This window comes from Bartonella sp. WD12.1, from assembly GCF_002022415.1.
In the GTDB taxonomy this organism is placed as follows: Bacteria; Pseudomonadota; Alphaproteobacteria; order Rhizobiales; family Rhizobiaceae; genus Bartonella.
Window position 1 is genome coordinate 1,462,661 of record NZ_MUBG01000001.1, and the last position, 13,029, is coordinate 1,475,689.

The 13,029-nt window shown below is 39.8% G+C and carries 11 protein-coding genes and 1 pseudogene; 3 read left to right on the plus strand and 9 right to left on the minus strand.

Annotated elements, in window-relative coordinates; translation table 11 throughout:
• Window positions 1–113: 113 nt before the first annotated feature.
• Window positions 114–2,600 (minus strand): DNA translocase FtsK 4TM domain-containing protein, encoded by a 2,487-nt coding sequence (locus BWD121_RS06615; RefSeq protein ID WP_078663860.1) that lies wholly within the window; start codon window positions 2,598–2,600, stop codon window positions 114–116.
• 221 nt (window positions 2,601–2,821) lie between these two features.
• Here BWD121_RS06615 and BWD121_RS06620 point away from each other — a divergent pair, with 221 nt between their 5' ends.
• Window positions 2,822–4,054 (plus strand): ubiquinone biosynthesis hydroxylase, encoded by a 1,233-nt coding sequence (locus BWD121_RS06620; RefSeq protein ID WP_078663861.1) that lies wholly within the window; start codon window positions 2,822–2,824, stop codon window positions 4,052–4,054.
• Window positions 4,055–4,381: 327 nt separating this feature from the next.
• Here the strand turns inward: BWD121_RS06620 and BWD121_RS06625 are convergent, their stop codons facing one another.
• The 7 genes from BWD121_RS06625 to rimM all read right to left on the minus strand — a co-directional run bounded on the left by BWD121_RS06625 (window position 4,382) and on the right by rimM (window position 10,791).
• Entirely contained in the window at window positions 4,382–5,161 is a 780-nt protein-coding gene (locus BWD121_RS06625; RefSeq protein WP_078663862.1) for a succinate dehydrogenase iron-sulfur subunit, read from the minus strand.
• A gap of 14 nt (window positions 5,162–5,175) precedes the next feature.
• Window positions 5,176–7,020, minus strand: coding sequence for a succinate dehydrogenase flavoprotein subunit (gene sdhA / locus BWD121_RS06630; protein WP_078663863.1), 1,845 nt, complete (start codon window positions 7,018–7,020; stop codon window positions 5,176–5,178).
• A 5-nt stretch (window positions 7,021–7,025) separates the two neighbouring features.
• Window positions 7,026–7,412 (minus strand): succinate dehydrogenase, hydrophobic membrane anchor protein, encoded by a 387-nt coding sequence (sdhD, locus tag BWD121_RS06635; RefSeq protein ID WP_078663864.1) that lies wholly within the window; start codon window positions 7,410–7,412, stop codon window positions 7,026–7,028.
• Between the two features lie 18 nt (window positions 7,413–7,430).
• A complete protein-coding gene (gene sdhC, locus BWD121_RS06640; RefSeq protein WP_078663865.1) occupies window positions 7,431–7,832 on the minus strand; it encodes a succinate dehydrogenase, cytochrome b556 subunit in 402 nt (133 codons plus the stop codon).
• Between the two features lie 998 nt (window positions 7,833–8,830).
• Window positions 8,831–9,268, minus strand: coding sequence for a 50S ribosomal protein L19 (gene rplS / locus BWD121_RS06650; protein WP_078664093.1), 438 nt, complete (start codon window positions 9,266–9,268; stop codon window positions 8,831–8,833).
• A 239-nt stretch (window positions 9,269–9,507) separates the two neighbouring features.
• The gene (trmD, locus tag BWD121_RS06655; RefSeq protein WP_078663867.1) at window positions 9,508–10,206 is read right to left on the minus strand and encodes a tRNA (guanosine(37)-N1)-methyltransferase TrmD; all 699 of its coding nucleotides are present in this window, start codon (window positions 10,204–10,206) and stop codon (window positions 9,508–9,510) included.
• Between the two features lie 57 nt (window positions 10,207–10,263).
• Window positions 10,264–10,791, minus strand: coding sequence for a ribosome maturation factor RimM (gene rimM / locus BWD121_RS06660; RefSeq protein ID WP_078663868.1), 528 nt, complete (start codon window positions 10,789–10,791; stop codon window positions 10,264–10,266).
• Window positions 10,792–10,924: 133 nt separating this feature from the next.
• Here rimM and BWD121_RS06665 point away from each other — a divergent pair, with 133 nt between their 5' ends.
• Together BWD121_RS06665 and BWD121_RS06670 are read left to right on the plus strand one after the other, a co-directional pair.
• Window positions 10,925–11,749, plus strand: coding sequence for a SapC family protein (locus BWD121_RS06665; RefSeq protein ID WP_078663869.1), 825 nt, complete (start codon window positions 10,925–10,927; stop codon window positions 11,747–11,749).
• 2 nt (window positions 11,750–11,751) lie between these two features.
• On the plus strand, window positions 11,752–12,750 hold the full coding sequence (locus BWD121_RS06670) for a tyrosine recombinase XerC (protein ID WP_078663870.1): 999 nt from the start codon (window positions 11,752–11,754) through the stop codon (window positions 12,748–12,750).
• Here BWD121_RS06670 and BWD121_RS06675 read toward each other — a convergent pair.
• Window positions 12,747–13,024, minus strand: a pseudogene (locus BWD121_RS06675) (BolA family protein). The gene BWD121_RS06670 and the pseudogene BWD121_RS06675 overlap by 4 nt on opposite strands.
• Between the last annotated feature and the right edge of the window lie 5 nt (window positions 13,025–13,029).

The window sequence follows — 13,029 nt, forward strand, 5'->3', positions numbered from 1 at the left end:
CATTTGAAAATATAAGCAGCAAATTTCAAAATATAATAAGTATCAAACAGCGCCTTTAACTCATCAGTATTTATCAAGGCATTGTTTAAAAAATTCATTGAAAGGCTTTTACTTTAGCACGGCTCTTCTTCAGCAGGTACTAAAATTTCTCGTTTTCCCGCATGATTAGCAGAGCTAATGATTCCTTCTTCTTCCATTCGCTCAATCAGTGAAGCAGCACGGTTATATCCAATCCCTAAACGGCGCTGAATATAAGAAGTTGAAACTCTACGATCACGCAAAACAACTGCAACAGCTTGACTATAAGGATCATTTTCTGCAGGAGAGACAAGCGAAACATCAACGCCATGATCTGCCGTTTCTTGTGTAACAGCCTCTAAATAATCAGGCTGCGCTTGAGCTTTCAGATGAGCAACAACCTGCTCAACTTCATTATCAGCAACAAAAGGACCATGAACACGTTGAATACGCCCCCCTCCCATCATAAAAAGCATATCCCCTTGCCCAAGCAACTGTTCAGCTCCTTGTTCACCAAGAATTGTCCGACTATCAATCTTTGAACTAACAGAAAAAGAAATGCGTGTAGGAAAATTAGCTTTAATCGTACCCGTAATAACATCCACCGAAGGACGCTGCGTGGCCATAATCACATGAATACCAGCAGCACGCGCCATTTGTGCTAAACGTTGAACTGCTCCTTCAATATCTTTCCCCGCAACAAGCATTAAATCTGCCATTTCATCAATAATAACAACAATATAGGGCATAGGGTTTAAATCGAGAGCTTCTGTCTCATAAAGGGGCTCACCAGTCGTGCGATCAAATCCCACTTGGACCGTTCGTGTCAATGTCTCTCCCTGACTTTGTGCTTCTTTTAAACGCGCATTAAACCCATCAATATTACGAACGCCAACTTTTGACATTTTACTATAGCGCTCTTCCATTTCACGCACAGCCCATTTAAGAGCAATCACTGCTTTTTTAGGATCTGTTACCACTGGCGTTAATAAATGTGGAATACCGTCATAAATCGAAAGCTCAAGCATCTTAGGGTCTATCATAATTAAACGACATTGCTCAGGTGTCATACGATAAAGAAGCGACAAAATCATTGTGTTAATGGCAACAGATTTACCCGAACCAGTGGTACCTGCCACCAAGAGATGCGGCATCTTTGCTAAATCTGCAATTACCGTTTCACCGCCTATTGTTTTACCTAAAGCAAGCGCCAAGTTTGCTTTGTTGTGCACAAATTCTTGAGCTTGCAAAATTTCCCGCAAATAAACCGTCTCACGCATTGCATTGGGCAACTCTATACCAATCACATTGCGCCCTGGAACAACAGCAACACGTGCTGAAATTGCACGCATTGAACGGGCAATATCATCAGCTAAACCAATAACACGTGAAGATTTAATACCAGCTGCTGGCTCAAATTCATATAAAGTCACAACTGGCCCAGGGCGTGCATTAATCATTTTACCCTTAACACCAAAATCTAATAAGATTGTCTCAAGTTCACGAGAATTTTCTTTTAAAGCAGTAGGAGACAATCTCGCATCTTTCTCAGTGGGTGGAAAAACAGCAAGATAATCCAAAAGTGGAAGTGTAAAACCATTTTTTGAAACAACTTTTGATGGCTTAAAAACACGGCCCTTGGGAAAAGAAACAGATTCTTTACGGTGGTAAGACTCTTGCTTTCCTTCTTCTTCAAAAAAAACCGGCTCAACCCGACCAAATACATTTTCTTCCCCCTTAGAGAGCCAATTTTGCTGCTCAGAAAGATCATCTCGTTTCTTAGAATTCTTTCTCCATGAAAAAAGACGCCCCAAACGCGCTTGTAAAAAATAAAGAAAATGCAAAACTGCTCCAAAAACTGTAACAAAAAAACCAAATGGCACTTCATAGATAGAGCGATGTGCCTCTTCCTCCTCGTCAATGACTGAATCTGTTATTTTGACTTTTTTATTTTTTTGTTTCTTTTTGTCATCATTCTTACACCGCCATGCCACATTGCCAGCAACAGCAGCCATCACAAAACCTAAAGGAGCAAGAAAAACGCCTATAAAAGCAATTTGTAAGGAAGAACAAGAAGCAAAAAAGGAAGGAAAAAATAAATAAGCAGTATTTAAAATTTTATCACCCACAACGCCTCCAAAGCCAATCGGCAATGGCCAACGCGTAAAAGAGGCAAAATGTGTCAACAAAGCAAAAACAGTTGAAAAATAAATCGCTGATACCACCCACAAAAAAAGACGAAATATAAAATTATGAATATCTTTTTGTGCTAACAATAAAAGTGACCAAAAAAATGGGGGTAATAAAATGCACAAACTCGCCAAACCAAAAAACTGTATAGCAAAATCTGAAAAAATCGCACCAGGCCACCCCATAAGATTTGTAACCTCATGAGCATTGGCATAAGTCAATGATGGATCTACAACATTCCATGTTGCCAAAGCTAAAACACAAAAAATAATAAGACCCAAAAGCCCAAGCCCAATGAAGGCACCAATCTGACGCAAAAATAAATTCACAAGACGTGGACTTTGATAATCAAGCCTTTCTAATAAATGATCAGAAGACAAACCTTGGCGCATCAATCAATTCCAAATATAAAACTTGTTCATAAAAATTGGTTTCACAGCTTATAGTTAAAAACATTACAGCTTATAGTTTTAAAATATTAATGCCATTTTAACTATTCTTATTACAACAATTTCTTACTTAAAACTGTAAAAATAATTTTAAAAAGGGTATTAATTTCATTTAAGAGCTAATAAACTACACAAAAGGAGAAAGAAATGTAGTGTCTTTTAATATGAATCAAAATATAAAACAATGTGATCTCCTCATCGCAGGGGGAGCAATTGTTGGTCTAACACTTGCGGTAGCACTCAAACAAGCCGCTCCTGAGTTGAAAATAAACATTGTCGACGCCCCCCCTCAAGAGAATACACCTAGTAAAAAAAGGCAAGCGCTCGCTATTTCCGCTGCTTCTATTCGTATGTTAAAGCAATTGCAATGCTGGGAACATATCAAGCCTCATGCTCAACCTATTCATTCAATGCTCATCACCGATGCACGCATTAATGATCCTTTCAAACCAACCCTTTTAACCTTTGAAGGAGATGTTACCCCTGGCGAGCCCTTTGCCGCTATGATTGAAAATAAAGAGCTTACTGCTGCTTTAAAAAAATGTGTAAAAGAACTGAATATCTCTTTCATCAAAACTGCACGTGTTGTTGATTTTCACCAAGAAGACAACCACACAACTGTTACCTTGAGCAATAAAGAAATTTGGCAAACACAACTGCTAATCGCAGCCGATGGAACACGTTCCAAATTACGTGAGAAAGCAAACCTTAAAAACTTTGTGCACCCCTATAAACAAACAGCAATCATATGCACAATCGAACATGAAAAACCCCATTATGGTCAAGCCATTCAACATTTCTTGCCTGCCGGGCCTTTTGCTCTTTTGCCTCTTAAAGGCAATCGATCAGCCATCGTATGGAATGAAGACCATCAAACCGCTCAATATTACCTTAAAGCTGATCCTCTTATTTTTGAAACAGAACTTGAAAAACGTATTGGTCATCGATTTGGAAAGCTAACTTGGGATGGTGAACGCCAAGGATTTCCCTTGGCTCTTTCGCTAGCATATTCTTGCATTAAACCTCGTTTTGCTCTTGTGGGAGATGCTGCCCACACAATTCACCCCATTGCAGGTCAAGGTCTTAACCTAGGGCTGCGTGATAGTGCAGCTTTGGCTGAAGTTATTATTAAAACAGCACGGTTAGGTCTTGATATCGGATCAATCATCGCTCTTGAACACTATCAAAGCTGGCGACGTTTTGAAACCGTGCGTATGGCCTTGAGTAATGACTGGATCAACAAGCTTTTTTCTAATGACACCCTATTTTTGAGAGTATTGCGTGATATTGGTCTTGGGCTTGTTAATCAGAGACCAAAAATTAAAAAATATTTCATTCAAGAAGCTTCCGGCCTTACCCAAAATGCTCCCCGCCTTTTACGCGGACTCCCGCTCTAAATGAATACAAAGCACCCCTCACCTCCCTCTTTTTAAACTGTAAAAGCCCTTATTTACACAACCAAACCTATACGCATCTTTCACAAACAAAATGCATCTCAAGATGTCAACACATCTCAAAAACACAAGCATAATTTTAAGTCGGCTAATACATTCCAAGATGCACAACACATTCTAAGACGTGCAAAACACATCAAAATGCACAATACAAAAGTAAGTGCACAGTAAAAAATTCAATGACTACACCTTACAAAACATACAAAAAAAGACAGGGGCATATACACACCCCCGCTTCCTCCTATTTCTTTTGTTTCTAGTTAACAAACTTTAAAGACGGCGTTCAACCATAAGCTTTTTAATTTCAGCAATCGCCTTAGCCGGATTTAAACCCTTTGGACAAGTTTGCGTACAATTCATAATCGTATGGCACCGATAAAGCCGGAAAGGATCCTCCAGATTATCAAGACGCTCCCCACTCATTTCATCGCGCGAATCAGCAATCCAACGATAAGCCTGAAGCAAAACAGCAGGCCCTAAATAACGGTCACCATTCCACCAATAACTTGGACATGATGTTTGACAACACGCACAAAGAATACATTCATAAAGACCATCAATTTTTTGACGATCAGAATAGCTTTGCAACCACTCTTTTGCAGGTTCAGGTGAAACAGTTTGTAACCAAGGTTCAATAGCACGATGCTGCGCATAAAAACGCTTCAAGTCAGGAATCAAATCTTTAACAACCGGCATAGAAGGAAGAGGATACACCTTGATAGGATGTTTCACATCATCCATCCCCTTAGTACAAGCCAGTGTATTGACCCCATCAATATTCATCGCACATGAACCACAAATGCCCTCACGACACGACCGACGAAGCGCCAAAGTCGGATCAATATGATTCTTAATAAACAAAAGACCATCAAGAATCATCGGACCACATGCTGAGCGATCCACATAATAGGTATCAAGACGAGGATTATCCTCATCATCAGGTGACCAACGATAAATATGAAATTCTGTCAGCTGTGTCGCACCTTCAGGTTTAGGCCAAATCTTTCCAGCCTTTACACGAGAATTTTTGGGAAGTCTAATTTGAACCATGACTCATTCTCCCCTTAGTAAACACGTTTTTTAGGCACAATGCGTTTTAAGTCTATACCGCCATCTGCCTCAGATGTTAATGGATCCACATGAACAGGCCGATAGGATAATGTTACTTTCCCATCTTTTGACAAATGCGAAAGTGTATGACAGCGCCAATTTTTGTCGTCACGCTCAGGATAATCTTCACGCGCATGCGCCCCACGGCTTTCTAAGCGCGCAGCCGCAGAATGAACTGTTGTAATTGCATTTGCCATCAGATTCTCAAGTTCTAATGTTTCAACTAAATCAGAATTCCAAATCAACGAACGATCTGTTACTTTAAGATCAGAAAGCTCATTCCAAAGTTTACTTACACGCTGACATCCCTGTTCTAAAGAATCTGCTGTACGGAATACTGCAGCATCTTCCTGCATAGTCCGTTGCATTTTTTCACGCAATACCGCTGTTGGTGTATGCCCTTGAGCAAAACGCAAACGATCAAAACGTGCCATAATTTCATCAACAGCTGTTTCATTAATCGCCGGAATCTCTGCGTTGCGGTCAATCACTTTGCCTGCACGAATTGCAGCTGCACGCCCAAATACCACAAGATCAATCAATGAATTGGAACCCAAGCGATTAGCACCGTGAACAGATGCACACCCTGCCTCACCCACAGCCATCAAACCTGGCTGAACACAATCAGGCGAATCACTTGTTGGGCTTAAAACTTCCCCATAGTAATTGGTGGGAATACCGCCCATATTATAATGGACCGTTGGCAAAACCGGGATAGGATCTTTTGTCACATCAACACCTGCAAAAATTCGTGCTGATTCAGAAATCCCCGGTAAACGCTCATGCAATATAGCAGGATCAATATGATTGAGAACCAAATGAATATGGTCCTTCTTAGCACCAACCCCACGCCCTTCACGAATTTCAAGCGTGATACAACGCGAAACCAAATCACGTGAAGCCAAATCTTTAAAAGAAGGTGCATAACGCTCCATAAAGCGTTCACCTTCAGAATTAATCAAATAACCACCTTCTCCACGTGCTCCTTCTGTGATTAAACAGCCAGAACCATAAATACCCGTGGGATGGAATTGAACAAACTCCATATCCTGAAGCGGTAACCCTGCACGTGCAATCATTCCACCGCCATCACCTGTACACGTATGGGCTGATGTAGCGGAAAAATAAGCACGTCCATAACCACCTGTTGCCAACACAACCATCTTAGCAGAAAAACGGTGAATTGTACCGTCATCTAAATTCCACGCTACAACACCTGTACACACACCATCGGTCATAATCAAATCAAGCGCAAAATATTCAATAAAAAATTGCGCATTATGTTTTAAGCTTTGCCCATAAAGCGCGTGCAAAATAGCATGTCCAGTACGATCAGCCGCCGCACAAGTACGTTGAACTGGCGGCCCTTCTCCAAACTGCGTCGTATGCCCACCAAAAGGCCGTTGGTAAATTTTACCCTCTTGTGTACGCGAAAAAGGAACCCCGTAATGCTCTAATTCATAAACAGCAGCAGGAGCATTGCGCACCAAATATTCCATCGCATCAGTGTCGCCAAGCCAATCAGAGCCTTTCACTGTATCATACAAATGCCACTGCCAATTGTCAGGCCCCATATTTGCAAGAGACGCCGCAATACCGCCTTGTGCTGCAACTGTGTGTGAGCGAGTGGGAAAAACTTTTGTAATACATGCTGTCCTCAACCCCTGCTCAGCCATACCAAGGGTTGCACGCAAACCCGAACCGCCAGCGCCAATAACAACAACGTCAAATTTATGATCTACATAATGATAAGGAGCATGACCCGCTTTAGGGCCCAAAGACGATACTGTAGCCACCATGTTGGTTAAACTCCCAATACGATTTTTAAAAGAGCAAGAATAATGAAGCCACCCAGAACATAACAAAACAAGGTGTTTAACACTAAAAATAATACCCGCAAATTTCCATGCGGAATATAATCTTCAATAACAACTTGCATTCCAAGTTTCATATAATAAAGACTTGAAAAAGTCATCAATCCCATTAAAACCGCCACAACAGGGTGCGAAAGCCGTGTATAAATAACATCATAGTCCTTCCCCACAAGTGAAATGATAAGAACAATAAAAAATATCCAAAGCAGTACACTGGTAAAACCTGTCAGATTCTCTAACCAAAAATGACCTGTTCCCTCATGCGCACTTCCAAAACCGCGCACCTTCCCAAATTCTGTTCGAAAATCCTTTTTCATATTTCTCTCCATCCCCTATCAAGACAACCCATATCCAATAACCCAAATTGCGCATGTCACAATAAGGGTAATAAATACAGTTGCCCAAGCAGTCGCAGTTGCTTTTTCTTTCGCTAAAAGACAAGGCTTCATATTCCAAACAAGATGGCGAATACAGCCAACCATATGATGAACCCCAGCAAGCGTAAAAAGAAATAAAACACACAAGCCCGGGAAAGATCCATAAATCCCATTAATCGTTTTAAATGTATCACCCCCGCAAGCGATTGACCCCAACCAAATGGCGAAACATATCATTCCAAAATAAAGTGCTACACCAGTGATACGATGTGCAATCGACATCGCCATAGTAATCGACCAACGATAAATACTCAAATGAGGAGAATAAGGGCGATCTTTTATCCTAGATGTCTCTATCATAAAAACTCTGACCTGACTTTCATTGCAACTTCATCACAAACGAGAAAACTCGTATAAACGATTAAGCGCATTCCAATTTTGATACCTAAAGGCGCACATTACAGGTCGGTTATCTCAAATAACGGATTAAAGGTCGCGCATAAAAAAAACCGATTATCTTATAGTAATAAACTATAAAGCTTGCTTTGTTTAGTACAATTTTATCTTCACGTCAAAGGCTTAAACATTGTTTCTTCAACGCAAACATGTATTTTTTTCAAACGCACTCAAATCCCATCATTAAATAGTAACGAAATACTTCACAATAGTTACAGTTTAAATCATTAGCTATAACTTAAATCATTATGAAAAACGAATACCGCCCTTCTTGATAGAGAGCTTTCAAATTACACTCAACATTAAAACAAACTTCCCCTTATTAAAATAAGCTTCTCTTTTAAAGACAAGCCACTCTCTCTTAAGAGATCTATAGATTAAATACTCAAATCCACGCATATTAAATTCAAACTTTAACAATAATGTTACAGCTCTTTGCTTACACTTGTTTCTTCTTTCTTCATAAAAACCGCATTTTTTCATAAAAATACATTGAGATACTCATTATAATGAAAATTATTGGAAACAATTTTATTGCACACGACCAATGAGTATCATTCCCATCCCAATAATTCCATTTTTACAAGAGCATATCAATTTCTTGACAGTTTTCTGCATCAAAAAAGTAACAAACAATTCATCACAAAAATATTGTTAAAGTTAACCACTACACACATTTTGTAAGATCAATACAAAGCAAAAAATATTAAAAGACACCTTTCATTTTTCAATGAAAAACAAAGTGATTCTCTAAGATTTTATCACCAAGCATTTCTATAGGAATCTCTCTTAATTCCTTATAAATCCCTCTTATAAAGAAGTTCTTTTTTAATCGTAATTACCCCTTACAAAGCAAAAAAGCGGCATAAAAGCCGCCTTTTTCTTAAACTTTAAAGAAATATTTATTCAGCAGTTTTGTCTTCAACTTTTTCTGCAACGACTGCTTTTTCTCCTTCCTCAGAAACCTTAGCATTCTTACGGTAATCTCTCTTTTCAGCAATACGCGCAGCCTTTCCTCTTAAACCACGAAGGTAATAAAGCTTTGCACGACGAACCTTACCCCGGCGAACAATCTCAACACCTTCAACTAAGGGAGAATACATTGGAAATACACGCTCAACACCTTCGCCATAAGAAATTTTGCGCACTGTAAAGTTCTCATTCAAACCACCGCCTGAACGTGCAATGCAAATTCCTTCATAAGCCTGAACACGTGTGCGCGTACCTTCTGTCACACGGACTAAAACGCGCAACGTATCTCCCACCTGAAACGCTGGGAATCGGCGTTTTTCTTCAATTTTTGCGCATTGTTCAGCTTCAAGCTGCGCTATAATATTCATTTCTTTCATCCTTCATGTTCTTTTCGAACAGTCAGAGCGTTTAACTCTTACCACAAAGCTGCCTTTCATATAGAAAGGATATTCCTTGGGTTCTGTTTTAAACACCTGGGCTCTGTTGTAAACAAGAGCGAATACATTATTTTTTCTTTTAGAATTTATTTCTTTTAAATCCCTAGAAAGCTTTTTTCAAAAAACTCTCTTAAAAGTGCGTTGTGCAATACACCATCTTTAAAGATGAATCAAGCTTTTCGAAGATTTTTGGTATAAAGAGCATAAAGGTCAGGTCGACGTTGACGTGTTAAGCATTCGGCCTGTTCTTGACGCCAATTTGCAATAGCTTTGTGATGACCTGATGTCAATACCGGTGGAATAGTAAGCCCTTCAAAAATTGAAGGACGCGTATAATGGGGATATTCAAGCAAATTATTCTCAAAACTTTCACATTCTCCAGAAGCTTTATTGCCCATAACACCGGGCAAAAGCCGCACAATTGCATCCATAAGAACCAACGCAGCCACCTCTCCACCTGAAAGAATATAATCACCAATCGAAATTTCTTCTAATTTTCGCGCTTTTATGACGCGTTCATCAACCCCTTCAAAACGACCACACACCAATATCACGCCTAAACCACATGCCAAAGAACGAGCATAGTTTTGGTTAAAAGGACGCCCCCGTGGGCTTAACAAAAACCTCGGCAAATCATCGGGGCAACTGTCAATTGCAGCAGCTAACACATCTGCCCGCATCACCATACCAGCACCCCCACCAGCCGGTGTATCATCAACACTGTGGTGTTTATCAAAAGCAAAGTCTCTAATCTGTACTGTATTGAGCGACCATATCCCTCGCTCTAAAGCCTGCCCTGCTAAAGAATAACCCAATAATCCTGGAAACATTTCAGGATAAAGTGTTAGAATATGTGCTTGAAATCCCATGTTTATTCCCTCATCCCACTCTCTTTGTTCAAATCTCCCTTGTTTATTGTTCTTCTTTCACGTAACCAAACCAGCTGCCACTGGATTGATAACAATAAAACCAGAAGAAACACAAATTTCCGGCACAGCCGCCTTGCTAAATGGAATGAGCTCTTTCTTGCCATTATCTAAACGGATTTCAAGCAAATCACCAGCACCAAAATTAAAAAAACCACTCACTTCACCAAGAAGCTTGTTTGCATCATCATAAACGCAAAGACCAATCAAATCGATTTGATAAAATTCATCCTCAGCCAAATCATCAAGCAATTGATCCCGCTTAACATAAAGGTTAATGCCCTTTAAAGCTTCGGCAGCACTTCGCTCTTCCACCCCTTTAAAGTGCACAATTGCATCGTTTTTTTGTACCCGAAATGTTGCAATTTCATAACAGCGCCCCCCTTCATCATAAAGGACACCGTAAGTTTTTAAACGCTGGGGCTCACCTCCCAATACCTTAACCCAAACATCTCCCCTAATTCCATGGGCAGCCCCAATGACGGCAAGACAAATTGCCTTTTTAAGTTTTTTTCTCTCTTGTTTCATGTATAATATCATCTCTTCTAAAAAGAAAGAATCATTATATACTTAATTATTGTCCATTAGAGCTTGTTGCCACACAAAAATCCTATAAAAAGTGTATTTTATGGCATATAGTGAATGAAAAAGGAGAAATCTGATGGCGAATATTATGCTTTTTTATAAAAATGTTACTCCAATCAACAAGACCTTTCACAGAAGTCTTAAATTCAATCCTTCACAAGATATGTCCTTTGCAAAAGATACTCACTGGGTTCCCCTAGCAAGTGATGAATATTTTCAAGCTGCTCTCGACTACCCTATCTTGTTTATGAGTGCAGAAGATGAACAAAAAAAGCGCCACTACACATCTATCGCTCTTGTAGGTCTTTCTAATGATGTAAATAATTACATTACTGCTGATAAAAGTTGGCAACGTGACACTTATATTCCTGCTTTTATTCGTCGTTATCCTTTTGTTCTTGCGCAAATACAAGATCAAAAAGAGCTTTCTGTTTGTTTTGACCAGCAATCCGGTATGTTTAATGATGTGACAGGTATAGAACTTTTCAATTCCGATGGATCTATTTCTCCCTTCATGGAAGAACGTATCAATTTCCTTGAGCACTTTAAAATCGGCATGGAAAGAACCGCTGAATTTATTGATACCCTTGTCAAAATGGACCTTCTTAGTCAAAAATCAATTAATGTCAAAAATGACAAAGGTCTTTCAGCTCAATTAGAAGACTTCTGGATTGTTGATGAAGAAAAACTTCATAAATTACCCGCTCATCAACTCGCTAAATTACATAAAAATGGCTTTTTAGGGCGTATTTTTGCGCACCTTCTGTCAATGAATAATCTCTTAAAGGTGCTTTCTTTAAAAGGTGCAAGTCAAGCAGCCAATGCTGTGGAGCAGAAAGAAAAAACAAATGGACAGGCTAAACCTGAAAAGCCCAAAAAGGGGAAGAATACCCTTAACTAAGAATGTCTCCCAATAATGACAATAAAAAAGACCAAAATGCTCCTCTGATCCCAGCGGAGCAAGGTCTTTTAGTTGCAAGAAAAAACTGGCTGGAAACTCTTGTAAAAACGCGTCGTATGGCTGTACGCACAGCACAAGCTTATGAACGCGATACGCGCCAGTTTTTGATTTTTTTATGTCACCACCTCGGGCATGAAGTAACTTGCAAAGATCTTGCTGATTTGCGTGTAGCTGATTTGCGTGCTTATTTGGCTTATCGTCGTACACTAAAAATAAGTGCGCGCTCTTTAAGCCGAAGTGTGGCCAGTTTGCGCTCTTTCTTCAATTACTTATCGCGTGAAGGAATCGTTGATACCTTAGCTGCTAAACTTATTCGCACACCAAAACATCCAAAGCTTTTACCTAAGCCTTTGAGCGTACAAGCAGCATTGCATATAGTCAAACCAGAAAATCAACAAGAAGATGAACCGTGGATTGTTGCCCGTAACGTTGCTGTTTTAGCACTCCTTTACGGCTGCGGAATGCGAATATCAGAAGCCTTAGCACTTACACCAGAACAATTTTCTGATCCAGAGATAACAAGTCTGTCTGTAATAGGGAAAGGGGGGAAAACACGTCTAGTTCCATTAATTAAAACTGTTTACGAAATGGTAGAGACTTACCTTAAATGCTGCCCTTATCCTTTAGTGAATACTCAACCAATGTTTCGTGGTGTTCGAGGTGGCCCGCTACAGCCGGCTATTATTCAACGTCTTGTTCAAAATTTACGTGCTCATCTTAGTTTACCAGAAACGACTACACCACACGCATTGCGTCATTCTTTTGCCACCCATCTTTTGTCACGTGGAGGGGATTTGCGTACCATTCAGGAATTACTCGGTCACGCCTGTTTATCGACAACACAGGTTTACACCCATATTGATACAGACCGTTTATTAGAAGTTTATCAAAAAGCACACCCTCGTGCTTCAAAAGTTATTGAATCGGAAAAACCATCTTAAATAGCTTCAACCTCAAGAGCTAAAGCGTGAACATGTGTCGCTAATTCTTGCTGTAAAACTTTATAAATCGCCCGATGTCTTTCTACCCGCGACATGCCTGAAAAAAAGAAGAGAGAATTTTCACCCGAAAATGCGTTTCCCCGTAGCTATCAAAAACACCATCTTTATGACGATGCCCTGCATGAAGACTGCTTTCATTAATCACTTCAAGCTTTTGCGGACAAAAAGCTTCACAAAGTTTTGTTTCGATGACTGTTTGAATCACAGCAGACATTTTTT